At 70.9% G+C, this 15882-nt stretch carries 11 protein-coding genes; 9 read left to right on the forward strand and 2 right to left on the reverse strand.

All coding sequences use genetic code 11. The features are described from left to right. The first annotated feature begins 101 nt into the window (after positions 1-101). From bcsB to LIG30_RS17400, 9 genes are read left to right on the forward strand one after another with little or no spacing between them, the layout of a single operon-like run. Complete coding sequence (gene bcsB, locus LIG30_RS17360) at positions 102-2393, forward strand: cellulose biosynthesis cyclic di-GMP-binding regulatory protein BcsB (RefSeq protein ID WP_038713870.1); 2292 nt, start codon at positions 102-104, stop codon at positions 2391-2393. A gap of 3 nt (positions 2394-2396) precedes the next feature. Continuing rightward, the gene (gene bcsZ, locus LIG30_RS17365) at positions 2397-3608 is read left to right on the forward strand and encodes a cellulose synthase complex periplasmic endoglucanase BcsZ (RefSeq protein ID WP_038713872.1); all 1212 of its coding nucleotides are present in this window, start codon (positions 2397-2399) and stop codon (positions 3606-3608) included. Further along, entirely contained in the window at positions 3590-7450 is a 3861-nt protein-coding gene (locus LIG30_RS17370) for a cellulose synthase subunit BcsC-related outer membrane protein (RefSeq protein WP_038713987.1), read from the forward strand. The genes bcsZ and LIG30_RS17370 overlap by 19 nt, the downstream gene beginning before the upstream one ends. Before the next feature lie 33 nt (positions 7451-7483). Beyond that, positions 7484-9493: a cellulose biosynthesis protein BcsE gene (gene bcsE / locus LIG30_RS17375; protein WP_038713874.1), complete on the forward strand. Its 2010-nt coding sequence runs from the start codon at positions 7484-7486 to the stop codon at positions 9491-9493. After that, entirely contained in the window at positions 9490-9702 is a 213-nt protein-coding gene (locus LIG30_RS17380; protein ID WP_038713876.1) for a hypothetical protein, read from the forward strand. The genes bcsE and LIG30_RS17380 overlap by 4 nt, the downstream gene beginning before the upstream one ends. Next, positions 9699-10478, forward strand: a complete 780-nt coding sequence (bcsQ, locus tag LIG30_RS17385; protein ID WP_038713878.1) for a cellulose biosynthesis protein BcsQ — start codon at positions 9699-9701, stop codon at positions 10476-10478. Before LIG30_RS17380 ends, bcsQ begins: the two co-directional genes overlap by 4 nt. Continuing rightward, a complete protein-coding gene (bcsA, locus tag LIG30_RS17390) occupies positions 10475-13012 on the forward strand; it encodes a UDP-forming cellulose synthase catalytic subunit (protein ID WP_051995079.1) in 2538 nt (845 codons plus the stop codon). Before bcsQ ends, bcsA begins: the two co-directional genes overlap by 4 nt. Positions 13013-13044: 32 nt before the next feature. Continuing rightward, positions 13045-14604 (forward strand): cellulose biosynthesis protein BcsG, encoded by a 1560-nt coding sequence (gene bcsG, locus LIG30_RS17395; protein WP_038713881.1) that lies wholly within the window; start codon positions 13045-13047, stop codon positions 14602-14604. Then, entirely contained in the window at positions 14586-14777 is a 192-nt protein-coding gene (locus LIG30_RS17400; protein ID WP_038713884.1) for a hypothetical protein, read from the forward strand. The genes bcsG and LIG30_RS17400 overlap by 19 nt, the downstream gene beginning before the upstream one ends. Before the next feature lie 156 nt (positions 14778-14933). Here LIG30_RS17400 and LIG30_RS17405 read toward each other — a convergent pair whose 3' ends face one another. Further along, positions 14934-15260 carry a type II toxin-antitoxin system PemK/MazF family toxin gene (locus LIG30_RS17405; RefSeq protein ID WP_038713886.1) on the reverse strand — a complete coding sequence of 109 codons (327 nt, stop codon included), beginning with the start codon at positions 15258-15260 and terminating at the stop codon, positions 14934-14936. Next, on the reverse strand, positions 15257-15514 hold the full coding sequence (locus tag LIG30_RS17410) for an AbrB/MazE/SpoVT family DNA-binding domain-containing protein (RefSeq protein WP_038713989.1): 258 nt from the start codon (positions 15512-15514) through the stop codon (positions 15257-15259). The genes LIG30_RS17405 and LIG30_RS17410 overlap by 4 nt, the downstream gene beginning before the upstream one ends. Positions 15515-15882 lie beyond the last annotated feature (368 nt).

Below are 15882 nucleotides of genomic sequence, written 5' to 3' on the forward strand. Positions count from 1 at the left end.
CAGAAATATGGGGAAGCGTTTGGGATATTCAGCAGCAGGCATCGGTGCTTTGTCCTCGCCGTTCGTGGCGACCCTGGCGGAACAGTGAACCGGAGCCGCCAATGAAGCCGCTTGTATCGTTTGTCGTGTCCCTCGCTGCCGCATGTGTCGGGCTTTATGGCGCCTGCCTGCCGGCCGGCGCGACACCCGCGCCGGGCGCGGCTGCCGCGGTTCCGGCCCCGCTTGCCGCGAGCGCACCCGTCGCACCCGTCGCGCCCGGTGCCGCGCACGCGTCGGTCACCACCGTGCATCTGCCGTTCTCCACCCTTGGCGCCTACGAGCCGCTGAAGCTGCGCGGCGCGGACCACGCGCGCACGATCAACGTCGGCGTGCGGCTCGACCGCGTGGTGACGGCGGCGCGGCTGCGGCTCAACTATGCGTATTCGCCGTCGCTGGTGTTCCCGATGTCGCATCTGAAGGTGTCGATCAACGGCGAGGTCGTCGCGACCGTGCCGTTCGATCAGGCGCAGGCGGGCCGCACGATCACGCAGGAGATTCCGCTCGACCCGCGTTTCTTCTCGGATTTCAACCAGCTCGGGCTGCGCCTGATCGCGCATTACTCGCTCGATCACTGCGAGGATTCGACCAATTCGGTGCTGTGGGCCGATGTGAGCCCGACGAGCGAGCTGATTCTCGACGAGTCCGCGGTACGCCTGCCCAACGACCTCGCGCTGTTGCCCGCGCCGTTCTTCGACCGCCGCGACAACGGGCGGGTGCGCCTGCCGTTCGTGTTCAGCGGCTCGCCCGATACGGCGACGCTGCGCAGCGCGGGCGTGCTCGCGTCGTGGTTCGGCGCGCTGGCCGATTACCGTCATGCGCGCTTTCCGGTGTCGTCCACGCTGCCGGCCGACGACCATGCGGTCGTGATCGGTCCCGTCTCGACACTGCCGCCGGCGCTCGCGCTGCCCACGGTCAACGGCCCGACGCTCGCCGTCGCGGACAATCCGGCCGCGCCCAACCGCAAGCTGCTGATCGTCACCGGCCGCACCGCCGCCGAAGTCGACGACGCGGTCTACGCGCTGGTGCTCGGCCGCGCGGCGCTGTCGGGGCCGTCGGCGACGGTCGCGCACGTCGACATCGGCGCGCCGCGCAAGCCGTATGACGCGCCGCGCTGGCTGCCGGTCGACCGCCCGGTGGCGTTCCGCGAGCTGGTCAACGATCCGCACGAGCTGGAGGTGCAGGGCGGCACGCCAGACGCGATCCGCCTGAACCTGCGCGTGCCCGCGGATCTGCATACGTGGAACGGCGCGGGCGTGCCGATCGCGCTGCGCTACCGTTACACGGCGCCGAGCGTGCAGAACAACTCGATGCTGGCGGTCGAGATCAACGAACAGCTCGTCAAGTCGTACCGGCTCGGGCCGCAGCGGGCCGAGGACGCGAACGGACGCGTGCAGCTGCCGCTTTTGTCGGTGCCCGAAGGGCGGGTGTCGAACGATGTCGACATCCCGGCGTTCCGGGTCGGCAGCGGCAACCAGCTGCAGTTGCGCTTCACGCTCGACTCGCAGAAGAACGGGCTGTGCACGGGCACCGCGATCGAGCCGCAGCGCGCGTCGGTGGACCCGGATTCGACGATCGATTTCTCGCACTTCGTGCATTACGCGCAATTGCCGAACCTCGCGTTCTTCGCGAACAGCGGCTTCCCGTTTACGCGCTACGCGGACCTGTCGCAGACGGCGGTCGTGATCGCCGACCGGCCGTCGCCGCAGGAGCTGGAAGCGTACCTGACGATGCTCGGCCACATGGGCGAGTGGACGGGCCTGCCCGCGCTGCGCGTGCAGGTCGCGCGGCCGGGCGAGGTCGCCGCGGTGACGGGCAAGGATCTGCTCGTGATCGACGGCGCGCCGTCGTTCCCGTTGCTCGAGCGCTGGCGCGCCTCGGTGCCGCTCGCGATCAGCGAGCATGCCGGGCCGGGCGGCGCGCGGCTCACGTTCTCGGTGAAGGAGCGCTGGCGCAATGGCACCGCCCGCTCGGAGGGCGACGCGCGGATCGAGCAGAGCGGCGGGCTCGCGGCGTTGCTCGGCTTCGAGCTGCCCGGCAGCCGCGGGCGCAGCGTCGTCGCGTTGACGGCGACCGACCAGCCGCACCTCGGCGATCTGCTCGACGTGTTCGAGCGGGCGGGGCTCATCTCGCAGGTGCAGGGCGATCTCGCGCTGGTGCGGCCGGGTACGGTCGACAGCATGCGCGTCGGGGAACCGTATATCGTCGGCTACGTGCCGTGGTATGCGCGCGTCTGGACCGTCGCTGCACGGCATCCGCTCGTGCTCGGCGCAGTCGGCGTCGTGGCCGGGATCCTGATCGCGCTCGGCGTGTTCAGCCTGCTGCAGCGCATCGCCGCGCGCCGCCGGGGGGCATGACGGATGGTGTGGGCAACGACATCGCAGCGCGCCGCGCGCGCCATGCGGCACGCGGGCGTCGCGATCGCGTGGGCCGCGCTGGCGGTGGCCGGGGCGCAGGCCGCCGGCGCCGAACCGGCGGCGGCCGGGGCCGCGTCCTGCGCGGCCGCATGGCCACGCTGGGAGGCTTTCAAGCGCGATTTCGTGTCGGCCGACGGGCGGGTGATCGACGTCGGCTCGGCTGATTCGCGCACGGTCTCGGAGGGGCAGTCGTACGGGCTCTTTTTCGCGCTCGTCGCGAACGACCGCACGGCATTCGACGCGATCCTGCGCTGGACCGAGAACAACCTCGCGCAGGGCGACCTGAGCACTCATCTGCCCGCATGGCTGTGGGGGCGCGCGGACGACGGCGCGTGGCGCGTGCTCGACGCGAACCCCGCGTCGGACGCCGATCTGTGGATCGCCTACGCGCTGCTGGAGGCGGGGCGCTTCTGGGGCGAGCGCAGCTACACGGCGCGCGGCGCGCTGGTCGCGAAGCGCGTGCTCGACGAGGAGACGGCCGTCGTGCCGGGCCTCGGCCTCACGCTGCTGCCGGGGCCGGTCGGGTTCCGGCCGGCCGCCAATCTGTGGCGGGTCAATCCGAGCTACTCGCCGCCGCAGCTGATTCGCGGGCTCGGCGCGCGGCTGCCGGACGATCCGCGCTGGGCGCGGCTCGCCGCGAGCACCGGCCGCGTGCTGCTCGACACCGCGCCGAAAGGGTTCTCGCCGGACTGGGCGCTGTATCGCGCGGGCAAGGGCTTCGCGCCCGATCCGGCCACGCACGCGGAGAGCGCGTACAACGCGATCCGCGTGTACCTGTGGGCCGGCATGCTCGATCCGGCCGAGCCGCTTGCCGCGCCGCTGCTGGCGCGGTTCGCGCCGTTCGCCGATCACATCGCCGCGCACGGCGCGCCGCCGGAAAAAGTCGATACGACCACGGGTGTGGCCGGCGCCAACGACGGCAATGCCGGATTCTCGGCGGCCGCGGTGCCGTTTCTGGATGCGCGCGGCCAGCGCGCGCTCGCCGATGCGCAGGCGGCACGTGTCGACATGCTCGCGCGCCAGTCGCCGCCCGGTTATTACACCAGCGTGCTGACGCTGTTCGGTCTCGGATGGCGCGACGCGCGCTACCGGTTTGCCGCGAACGGCGCGCTGGACGTGCCGTGGAGGAACAGCGCATGCGCCGCCGCACGCTGAAGCGGGCCGCGCCGCGCATGGCGGGGCTCGCGTGGCTCGCATCGTCGGTCTGCACGGCGGCGCTGGGCGCCGAGCCGGCGCAGCGCGCGCCCGATGCCGCGACCGACGTCGCCGATGCGCGGCGCCTGCTGGCGACCGCGCGGATGTGGGCGGACAAGCACCGCGACGATCTCGCGCGCGACGCGATTCACAAGGCGCTCCTGATCGCGCCGCGCGACCCGGCGCTGCTCGCGGAGCAGGTGCGGATCCTGCTGCGCCTCGGTGACGCGAAAGGCGCGCAGAGCGCGCTCGCGCGCCTGAAAACGCAGGCGCCCGACGCGCTCGTGACGCGCCAGGTCGACGACGAATACCGCGTCGCCACGAGCGGGCGCGGGGAGATGGCGCAGATCCGCCTGCTCGCGCGCAGCGGCCATGCCGACGACGCCGCCCGGCGGATCGTCGCGCTGTTTCCGCACGGTGCGCCGTCGGGCGCGCTCGGCGCCGAGTATTACCAGATCCTCGCGACGTCGACCGGCGGACGCCCGCAGGCGATCGCGGCGCTGCGCCGCGCGGTGGCGGCCGATCCCGCCGATACGGCGGCCACGCTCACGCTCACGAGGCTGCTTGCCGAGCGCGACGAGTCCCGCGCGGAGGCGAACCGGCTGGCCTGGGCGCTGGCCCGGCGGCAGGACGTCGATCACACCGAGGCGATGTCGGTGTGGCGCCGGGTCCTGCAGCTTGCGGATACCGATCCCGCCTACCTGGAAGCGATGCAGGCGTACCTGGCGCTCGAGCCTGACGACACCGAGTTCCGCGGCAAGGTCTCGACGATGGAGCAGCAGCGCGACGCACAGCGCAGGCTGGAACGCGATCCCGACTACATCGCGCAGCAGCGCGGGCTGCAGGCGCTCGCGCGCGGCGATCTCGTCGCGGCGGCGCCGCTGATGGAGCAGGCGGCGCGCGGGCGCGCGAGCGACGCCGACGCGGTCGGCGGGTTGGGTCTCGTGCGCTTGCGCGAAGGGCGGCACGACGAAGCGCGCGCGCTGTTTGCGCGCGCCGCGGCGCTGGCGCCCGACCAGCGCTCGAAGTGGGACAGCCTGTCGCGGACCGCGCAGTTCTGGGGCACGCTCGCGCGCGGCCGCGCGGCAGCGGCGGCGGGCCATCCTCAGGATGCCGGACGAGAGGCGCGTGCGGCGCTCGCGATGCAGCCGGACAGCCCGGACGCGAAGCTGCAGCTGGCCGATGCGCTGCTCGCGCAGCGCAACTGGCAGGCCGCCGAGCCGCTGCTGCGCGGCTTGCTGGCGGCGCGGCAGCCGAGCGTGTCGGCCGCGCGCAGCGCCGCGCTCCTGTACGCGAACACCGGCCGTGCCGACCAGATCGAGCCGCTCATCGACGCGCTGCAGCGCCGGGTCGCGGGCGCGGACGACCGGCGCGCGCTCGACGAGATGCGCGCCGACCTGCTCGCGCAGCAGGCGCAGGCGCTCGTCGAGAAAGGCGAGCGCGGGCCGGCCGCACAGCGCTACGAAGCGGCGCTGCGCGCGGCGCCGGACGCGGCGTGGACGCGCTTCGCGCTCGCCCGCCTGTATCGCGACATGGGGCTGCCGCAGCTCGGCCGCACGGTGATGGACGACGGGCTTGCGCAGTCGGGCGCGCCCGAGATGCGCTACGCGACGGCGTTGTACCGCAACTCGATCGACGACGTGGCGGGCGCGCAGGCCGCGCTCGCGCCGATCGGCGATGCGCAGCGCTCGGACGGCATGCGTGCGCTCGGCCGCAAGCTCGACGCGGAACAGGCGCTGGCCGGCGCGCGCGGCGCGTTCGGGCGCGGCGACCGTGCGGCGCTGGCGGCGGCGCTCGAACAGGCGCAGGCGTTCGCGCCCGACGATCCGGACATGCTGGCCGCCGTCGGTGCGCAATGGATCGACGCGGGCGAGATCGAGCGCGGCCTGGCGCCGTTGCGCGACTGGATCGCCGCGCACCCGGAGCAGGCCGATGCCGACGTGCGGCTGCGCTACGGCGACCTGCTCGGCGGCGCGCGTCGCGACGACGCGCTCGACGCGTGGCTCGCGGCGATGCGGCGCGATTCGACCCTGAGCGACGCGCAGGCCGCGCGGCTCGAGGACCAGTCGCTGCGGCTCGTGCTGCGGCAGGCCGACGACGCGATCGACCAGGAGGATTACGCGCTCGCGTGGCAGCGGCTCGGCCGCGCCAGCGCGGCGGGCAGGGCGGACAAGCGTTACGCGCTCGAAGTGGCGGACATCGAGCGTGCGCAGGGCCGCTACGACGCGGCGCGCAACGCGCTCGCGCCGGTGCTGGCCCGCACGCCGGACGATGCGGACGCGCAGCTGACGCTCGCGCGGATTCTCGACGACAGCGGCGCGCATGCGCAGGCACTCGCGCGGGTGCGCGCGGTGCTCGCGCGCGCGCAGCCCGACGACATCGACACGCAACTGTCGGCCGTGCGCCGGCTGACCGCGCTGCGCCACACCGACGAGGCGGCGCAGCTCACCGACGCGCTGCACGCCGACTATCCGGCGCGCCCGGACGTGACGGTGGCCGCAGGGCGGGTCGCGCAGGCGCAGGGGCGCTTCGACGACGCCGCGTCGCTGTACCGGTCGTCGTTCGAGCAGGAGCGCGCGGCGGGCGTGAGCCCGGGCCGCGACGGCCGCACGTCCGCGCAGGCCGCGCTCGCCGGTCTCGAGCAGCGCCGCGATCCGGAAATCGAGACGGGCTGGATACCCGCGTACAAGTCGGGCGACGAGGGCGTGTCGTCATACCGCGCGCAGCAGGTGCCGGTGTACGTGCAGATCCCGTACCGCTACGACGGGCATTTCTTCCTGCACCTCGACGCGGTGCGCCTGGACGCGGGCACGCTCGATACGAGCGATCCGAACGCGTACGCGCTCAATACGTTCGGGATGTATCCGGCGCTGAGCACGCCGAGTGCGAATCCGCCGGGCGCGCTGCACCAGTCGACGACGGGCGTCGGGGTCGGCGTGGGCTACCGCTCGGATGCATGGCGCGTCGACATCGGCACGTCGCCGCTCGGATTCCCGGTGCATTACCTCGTGGGCGGCGCGCGCTACCAGTTCGACGCCGGGCCGGCGAGTTTTTCGGTGAGCGCATCGCGCCGGCCGGAAACGAGCACCGTGCTGTCGTACGCAGGCTTGCGCGATCCGTGGACCAACGCAGTGTGGGGCGGCGTGCGCCGCGACGGCGTCGATCTGCACGCGTCCGTCGACATCGGGCGCGTGAGCCTGTTCGCGAACGTGGGCGCAGGCGTGCTGAGCGGAAACAATGTCGCGCGCAATGCGGAAGTCACGTTGCGCACGGGTTTCACGACGGCCGTCTACCAGCGCGCGGACATGCGGATCAGCACGGGCCTTGTCGGCAGCGCGTGGCACTACGCGCAGAACCAGCGTTTCTACACGTATGGGCTGGGCGGCTATTACAGCCCGCAGCGCTACCTGTCGCTCGGCCTGCCGGTCGAGTGGGCGGGCCGTCACGATGCGCTGTCGTGGGATCTGACCGTGACGGGGGGCATCTCGAACAGCTACGAAAAGGGTTCGCCGTATTTCCCGGTGGGACTCCCCGCCGTTTCCGGCCTGAAGTCGTCGCAGGATATCGCGGGCCTCTCGTACACGGGCAGTTCGACGCAAGGCGTGTCGTTCTCGTACGGCGTGAGCGGCATCGTCGAGTACCGCGTCAATCCGCACCTGAGCGTCGGCGGGCAGCTGAGTCTCGACCGTTCGCATGACTACGCGCCGAGTTCGGCGATGCTGTACGTGCGCTACGCGTTCAACGCCCGCGAGGGCCGCGTCAGCTTCCCGCCGACGCCGGTCCGCCTCTATTCCAGTTACTAGCGTGAGTATTAGCGTGAGAAGGGAATCACAAGCGTGAACACCGATCTGGAAGCCACCCGCCCCGCGCTCGGCGCCGCCGGCCTGTTCGGCCGCCTGCGCGCGCGCCTGTGGGCCGGTGCGGTCGACGGCCGCGTGTCGACGTTGAGCCGCCTCGCGATCGACGGGCTGCCCGACGAATGGACGCAGCTCGAATCGGGCGGCCTGTATGCGATCTACGCGGCGGCCCGCACGCCCGGGTGCGACGCGCTGGTCTGGGAGAGCACGCGCCAGGCGCGCACGCGCGACGTGACGATCGTGCTCGCCCGAAACGAGGCGACCGTCGCCGCTCAACTGCACGAGCGGGGCTTCGCGGGCACCGCGATTGCGCCGGGCTGGCCGCGCAACCTGAACGTCCTCGCGATGCCGGTGCGCGGTATTGCGCTCGACCCTCCGGGCGGAGGGGGCCATGCGTCGCGCGGGCCGTTTACGCGCCTGCTGGGCGGTTTGCGCGCGCTGAGGCACTTCGGTTTTCGCACGCGCTCGCTGTATTTCGTCGAAGGCGCCGAACGCTGGTTCAGCTGGGACGATTCGTCCGCGCTCGCGGAGGAGGGGCGCGCGCTCGCCGACTGGTGCCGCACGCACCGCATCGGCGTGGTGCTGCTGATGGACCCGGAGGCCGTGCGCCGTGACGGCGCGTCGTCCGACACCGAAACCGACGATGTGCCGATCGTGCGCGGCGCGCACCGGGCGAAGCGCGGCGGCTTTCACAGCGTGTGCGCAGGCGTCGCGCAATTGCAGCGCACGCACGGCGAGCTGCTGTGGGTCGTCGATTTCTGGCGCGTCGGCGACTCGCTGACGGCGGGCGAGGTGCGGCCGCTGCGCTTCGCGCCGAGCGGCCGCCTGTCGGCGATCTTCGACGCCGACGCGGCGGTGCAGCCGCGCGGCATGAAGCTCGCGAGCGACGAGGACCGGGTGGTGGTGAGCCGCGCGGTGGTCGAGCGCGAGGAATGGGTGCCGAACGATTGGGAAATCGTCGCCGACAACGCAGCCGTCGTCGCGGCCTGCGCGAAGGCGCACGCAGCGACCGCGGTGCTGGTGTTTCGCTCGCGCGCGAAGCTCGAGGCGCTGTGCGCCGCGGTCCACACGTTGCGGCGGCAATGCGGCGGCGCGCTGAAGATCGTCGTCGTCGAGCGCGGCGAAGTGCTGCGCCACCAGTTCGAGACGCTGGTGCTGAGCCTCGGCGCGAACAGCGTGGTCGGGCGCGACCTGCCGTTCTCGCGGCTGCAGACGGTGATGCGCTCGCTGTACGGGCAACTGCACGCGCGCCAGGTCGCGACCGACTACCGCGCGGCGCTCGCGGCCGCCCTCGGCGATTCGGTGCTCGGCTATCTGCCGGTCGGCGCGTTCTGCCTGCGGATTCGCGCGGTGATGGATCGCGGCTTGGTGCTCGCGCTGCCGCACACGCTTGTCAAGATGCCGCTCCTTCCCGACGTCGCGCACGTCGACGCATTGCAGCATTGCATGCCGCGCCGCGCGGGCGACGTCGTCACGGCGGACGCGGAAAACCTGTACGTGTTCCTGTTCGCGTGCGACCCGGCCGATGCGGATGAAGCGCTGAAGCACATTTTCGACGTGCCGGTCGAGCGGCTGTCCGACCGCATCGTGTGTCTCGGCAACGGCAGCGTCGATGCGGAACTCGAGGCGCTGAAGGCGCAGAACCGGCGCGCGCCGATCGCCGACTACAGCGACCTGTTCGCGAAGGCGGACCCCGACGCGGGCGGCGGCGGGGCCGCTGCCGCGACGGACGCCCCTGTCGGGGCGGATGCCGGCGCCGCGCCGGATGCCGGTGCATCGGCCGGTGCTGCCGCTGGCACTGGCACTGGCACTGGCACTGGTGCTGGTGCTGGTGCTGGTGTTGCGGCGGCCGCGGGCAGTGACGCACACGAGGCCCCTCAAGCCCCCGACGCCCAGCCGGCCGACACGCCGCCGCTCGCCGTCCGCGCGCGGCCCGTGCGCGGCGCGACCCGCAGCGCGATGCCGACCCTTACGGCGGAGGTCCAATGATCCTGTTCATCGTCATCGGTTTCATGGTTGGCGTCGTGATCGCCGTGCCGCTGTGGTTCATCGCGCAGCATCTGGGGGTCGGCCGCGGCTTCCATCCGCCGCGCCGCATCGACCGGCATGACGCGGTGCCGTGCGAGATCGTGGCGGTCGCGCTGCGCGGGCGTCTGGTGCCGGGCGTGCGCGAGCCTGGCCGTGAGGAGGCGCAATGAAGACCATCGCCGTGGTATCGACCTCGGGCGGCGCCGGCCGCACGACGCTGAGCGCGGCGCTGGCCGTGCTGCTCGCCCGTCGTGGCCGGCCGGTCGTCGCCATTGATTTCGATCCGCAGAACCTGCTCGGCGCGCATCTCGGGCTCGACACACTGGCCGAGCGCGGTCTCGCGCAGACGCTGCTCGGCGCTGACGTGCCATGGCACGCGCACACCTGGCGCAGCGCGGACAATGTGCTGTTCGTCCCGTACGGGCTGGTCGACGCGGCCGGCGCCGCCGGCTGCGAGGCGCGGCTCGCGGCCGAACCGGACTGGCTGTCGCGTGCGCTCGGCGAGATCGCGCTGCCGGCGCATGGCGTCGCGCTGATCGATGTCGCGCGCTATCCGTCGCAGCATGCCAAGCTGGCGATCCGCAGCGCCGACCTGACGTTGTGCATCGTGCCGCCGGAGCCGGCGGCGTGCGCGTCGGTCAGCGCGCGGCTGGGCGCGCTGAAGGCCGCGGCCGCCGAGTTCCGGATCGTCGTCAACCGCCTGCATCCGGCCCGCGACATGCAGCGCGACGCGCTCACGATGCTGCGCGCCGTCACCGGCCCGTCGGTCATCCTGGACACGCGCATCCACCTCGACGCGGCGGTGCCCGAATCGTTCGCGCGCGGCAGCTGGATCTTCGACGACGTCCCGTATTCGCAGGTGTCGCACGATCTGCACGGCGTCGCCAACTGGCTCGACGCGTGGCTCGGCGCGCCCGCCGCGCGGCGCCGCGGAGGCGCGCGATGACGCTGGCCGAACGCGCCCGCATGCTGCGCCGGCGCGCGCTCGACTGGATCGCGCGCGGCCTGGGCGTGCCCGCCGAGCGCACGCTGCTCGACTGGGTCGTGCGGCTGTTCTTCCACGCGCCGGCCGCCGGCCGGCCCGATCATGCGCGCCGCTGGACCCGGGCGCTGCTGCTGCGCTTCGCCGCCCATCTGGGCGTGCTGCAGCCGCTCAGTCCGCGCGAGTGGCTGTGGCGCGCGTTCGTGCGCGCGTCGCGGCCCGAACGGGCGGCCGCGACGCGCGACCCGCTCGCGTGGTTCGACGCAACGGTGGTGCCGGTGTTCGTGTTCGTGCGCGCGATCGTGCGCGCGATCGCGCGGCGCTGGCAGGCCGCGATCGACATGCTGCCGTGGGCGCGGTGGGGCGGCTGGCTCGAGGCCGGCGCGAACCAGGTCGGCCACCGCCGCTGGATGGCGCCGGTGCTGCTCGCGCTCGGCGCGCTGCTGTGGGCAGTGGCGAGCATGTCGCCACTGATGCCCGGCGCGCAGTTCTCGTTCTTCCTGATGGTCGCGGCGCTCGCGTTCACGCTCCGGCGCCTGCCGGGACGCATGCCGACGCTCGCGCTCGGGTCGCTCGCGGTGCTCGCGATGGTGCGCTACATGTGGTGGCGCACCACGCAGACGCTCGATCTGCGGACCCCGATCGAAACGGTGTCGGGCTACCTGCTGTACGGGGCGGAGGCCTATACGTGGCTGATCCTGGTGCTCGGCTTCGTGCAGACCGCGTGGCCGCTCGACCGGTCGATCGTGCCGCTGCCCGACGATCCGGACACCTGGCCGACGGTCGACGTCTACATCCCGACCTACAACGAGCCGCTGTCGGTCGTGAAGCCGACCATCTTCGCCGCCCAGAGCATGGACTGGCCCGCGGCCAAGCTGCGCGTCTACCTGCTCGACGACGGCCGGCGCCCCGAGTTCGAGGCGTTCGCGCGCGAGGCCGGGGTCGAGTACGTGACGCGCAGCGACAACCGGCATGCGAAGGCCGGCAACATCAACGCCGCGCTGTCGAAGACGCGCGGCGAGTACATCGCGATTTTCGACTGCGACCACGTGCCGACGCGCTCGTTCCTGCAGACGACGATGGGCGTGCTCGTGCGCGACCCGACCTGCGCGCTGGTGCAGACGCCGCATCATTTCTTCTCGCCCGATCCGTTCGAGCGCAACCTCGGCACGTTCCGCAACGTGCCGAACGAGGGCAACCTGTTCTACGGCCTCGTTCAGTCCGGCAACGACCTGTGGAACGCGGCATTCTTCTGCGGCTCGTGCGCGGTCATCAAGCGCGGCCCGCTCGAGGAAGTCGGCGGCGTGGCGGTCGAGACCGTGACGGAGGACGCGCACACCGCGCTCAAGCTGCACCGCCGCGGCTATTCGTCCGCATACCTGCCGACCGTGCAGGCGGCGGGCCTCGCGACCGAAAGCCTGGCCAGCCACGTGCAGCAGCGCACGCGCTGGGCGCGCGGCATGGCGCAGATCTTCCGCATCGACAACCCGTTCCTCGGGCGCGGGCTCAAGTTCATGCAACGGGTCTGCTACAGCAACGCGATGCTGCATTTCTTCTATGGCATCCCGCGCCTGATCTTCCTGACGATGCCGATCGCGTACCTGTTCTTCCACCTGTACTTCATCAGCGCGTCGGCGGAGGCGCTCGCGAGCTACGTGGTGCCGTACATGGTGCTGTCGAACATCGCGAACTCGCGGATGCAGGGGCGCTTTCGCCATTCGTTCTGGGCCGAAGTCTACGAATCGGTGCTCGCGTGGTACATCGCATTGCCGACCACCGTCGCGTTCTTCAGCCCGAAGCACGGCAAGTTCAACGTCACCGACAAGGGCGGCAAGATCGACGAGGGCTACGTCGACTGGTCGACGTCGAAGCCGTACGTGGTGCTGCTCGTGATCAACGTGCTCGCGATCGGCGCGGGCATCTGGCGGCTCTTCTCCGACCACGGCGACGAGGCGGCGACGATCTTCATCACGATGAGCTGGACGGTCTACAACCTCGTGATGCTCGGCGCGTCGCTCGCGGTGGCGCGCGAAGCGAAGCAGGTGCGGGTCACGCACCGGGTCGCGATGCGGGTGCCGGCGACGCTGCTGCTCGCAGACGGCACCACGGCCGCCTGCTTCACGAGCGACTACTCGGCGGGCGGCATCGGGCTCGAGGCGGTGCCCGGTCTTACGCTCGCGCTGGGCGACACGCTGTCCGTGTGCGTGAGCCGCGGCGACCGGCAGTTTCCCTTCCCGGCGCAGGTGTGCCGCGTGACGCCCACGCACATCGGCTTGCGGTTCGAGGCGCTGTCGCTCGAACAGGAGCGCCAGCTGGTGCAATGCACGTTCGGCCGCGCGGATGCGTGGCTCCAGTGGCGCGACGAGGAAAAGACCGATGCGCCGCTGCACGGGCTGAAGGAAGTGTTGCGAATCGGCGTCGACGGTTACGTGCGCCTGTTGAAAGGCGCGTCGCGCAGCGCGCGGTCGATGCTGGAGCTTGACCGCGCGCGCGACTGACGCGGCGCCGGTCTCATGATGGAGTCGTCTCGATGACGTTCTGGAATCTGTATTTCATTCTCAAGCTTTACCTGTTCGCGACCGGCCGTCTGCAGCCGTGGTGGATCGCGAACCTCGGGTTCGCGCTGGCGCTCGCGGCGAGCGCGCCGCTCAGGCGGCGCAGCCTGCGCGTCGCGCGCCAGGTCGTGGCGGTCGCGGTCGGCCTGCCGCTGATGTATCGCGAGGCGAACCTGCCGCCGCTTGCGCGTCTCGTCGAGGCGTTCGGCGAGGTGCGCTCGTTCCGCCTCGAATACTGGCTGGAGATCCTGCCGCGCTTCCTGCCGCCGCTCGTGCTGGCCGCCGCGCTCGCGTTCGTCGTCGGGTATTTCGTGGTCAATCGCTGGCTGCGGGTGGCGACGTTCGTGCTGCTCGCGCTGATCGCGGTGCCGGTGTGGCAGGCCGGCAGCACGCTGACGGCGCGCCTGGCGTCGAACGCGCAGGCGCAGCCGGCGGCGGGCAAGGGCGCGGGCGTCGGCACGGGGCCGGAGGATCACAACGCGGCACTGGCGGCGTTCCGCGCGCAGGAGTCGCAGCGGCAGGTCGCGTTCGGCCATCTCGGCGGCGATTCGAATACGCAGTTCGACGTGATCGTGCTGCACGTGTGTTCGCTCGCGTGGGACGATCTCGACGCGTCGAACCAGCGCAACCATCCGATGCTGAGCCACTTCGACTACCTGTTCACGAACTTCAGCTCGGCGGCGAGCTACAGCGGCCCCGCCGCGATCCGCGTGCTGCGCGCGAGCTGCGGGCAAGAGGCGCATGCCGACCTGTACAAGGCCGCGCCGCAGCAGTGCCACCTGTTCGCGCAGCTCGCGCAGGCCGGCTATACCGCGCAGTCGCTGCTGAACCACGACGGCCACTTCGACAACTTCCTGCAGGTCGTGCACGACAACCTCGGCGTGCCGGACGCACCGATGATCCCGAACACCGACGCGCCGGTCGCGATGCACGCGTTCGACGGCTCGGAGATTCGCCGGGACTACGACACGCTGGCGAACTGGTACGCGCATCGCGGTGCGACGGCGGGCCCGGTCGCGCTGTACTACAACACGATCAGCCTGCACGACGGCAATCGCGTCGTCGGCAGTTCGCTGACGAGCATCGATTCCTATCCGCAGCGGGTGGCGACGCTGATGAGCGACTTCGACCGTTTCGCCGACCTGATCGCGTCGTCGGGGCGGCGCGCGGTGATCGTCTTCGTGCCGGAGCACGGCGCGGCGGTGCGCGGCGACAAGAACCAGGTGGCCGGCCTGCGCGAGATCCCGACGCCGCGCATCGTGCATGTGCCGGTCGGCGTGCGGCTGGTCGGCTTCCAGGGCGACCACGGCACGACGACCGTGATCGACGCGCCGTCGAGCCTCTTCGCGCTCGCGCAGCTGATGTCGAACCTGGTGTCGAACAGCCCGTTCAAGCCCGGCGTCACGCTGTCGCAATATGCGGCGGACCTGCCGCGCACGCGGATGGTCGGCGAGAACGAAGGCACCGTGACGATGCAGACCGACGGCGGCTACGCGGTCAAGACTCCCGATGGCGTATGGATCGACGAAAAATGAACGCACCCGACACCGATGAGCGCCTGTCCCAGCCGAACGACGTGATCGGCCTCGCGCAGCACTTGCCGGCGCTCGATCCCGAGCGCTACGTCGACGAGCAGGCGCGGCGCGCTTACGTCGACGCGCTCGACAAATGGCCGGTGCTGGCGAAGCTGATGGGGTTGCGCGGCTAGGCTCGCGAATTGGGCGTTCATGCCATTACTCAGTGAACTGCCGCGGATTGGGTGGAGGCCCCACCTCTTGAAGGAATGGAGCCCATGAGGAAGAAGTCGAACTGGGTGCAGGCCTTATGAATATCGTGTCTGGCTCGATGCACAATTGAATCAGCGCTATTCAAACATCGTCGCCAGTCTGGCAAGCACATCTTCCATGAGTTCTGTCGGCAGCGTGTCTACCTTGCGCCCGCCGCGCGCCGTGATATCGAGCACGCGCGGCTGATCGCAGCGCACGATGCCGGTTGTCTTAATACCGCTGATCTGCACGGCGAAGCCCAGCCGCCGTGCGAAATCGCCACCGTTCGTGATGGGTAAGACCACCGGCAGCTTGGTCGCGGCATTAAACGCGGCCGGCGTGACAATCAGCACTGGCCGGCTACCGCTCTGTTCGTGACCGGCAGTCGGATCGAGCGACACCGAGTAAATGTCGCCTCGATTCATAGCAGTTCGTTACCCACCGCCGGCGAATGGATCCATTCGTGGTCGGCGGCCGCGTCCGGATGGCTGTAGTCCGAGGCAGCCAGCAGTTCGGCCAGCGTGTAGCGCGGCCGCGCGGCCGGCTCAACCACGAGGCGGCCATTATCGACGGCCAAGCCAACCTTGGCGCCGGGCGCCAAGTGCAGCACGTCGAGCAGCGCACGTGGAACAGTCAGCATGACCGAGCCACCGACTTTACGCAGGGTGGTTGTGTGCATGGGAACCTCCATATATTATATAAAAATATAACATTGTGGCTGGCCGTGCGCAATTCCTTTTTGACGGCTTTCACGCCCAGGTCAGCGGGGCTTCCTGCCCGCCATGGACAAGTCGCTCGCCCACCCCACAAGGGCGGGGACGGCTGCAACGCAGTCCGCGACTTTCCTCGCGGCTCCCCGGCTTCGCCTTCCGCCTGACGCGCCGCACAGGCGGCTTGTCCCGGCTTGTCAACGGGGGAGTGCGCAGCGCTTAGGCTGTCCACAAATCCACGGGTCGAGCTCGGTTGATATACGTCTTAGCCTTTTACACCGTTTTAGGCGAGGTCGGGGCCTTGCTGGACATGGCTTTGCGGGACGCTATTGGTGGA

The organism is Burkholderia sp. lig30 (genome assembly GCF_000687455.2).
Classification (GTDB): Bacteria; Pseudomonadota; Gammaproteobacteria; order Burkholderiales; family Burkholderiaceae; genus Burkholderia.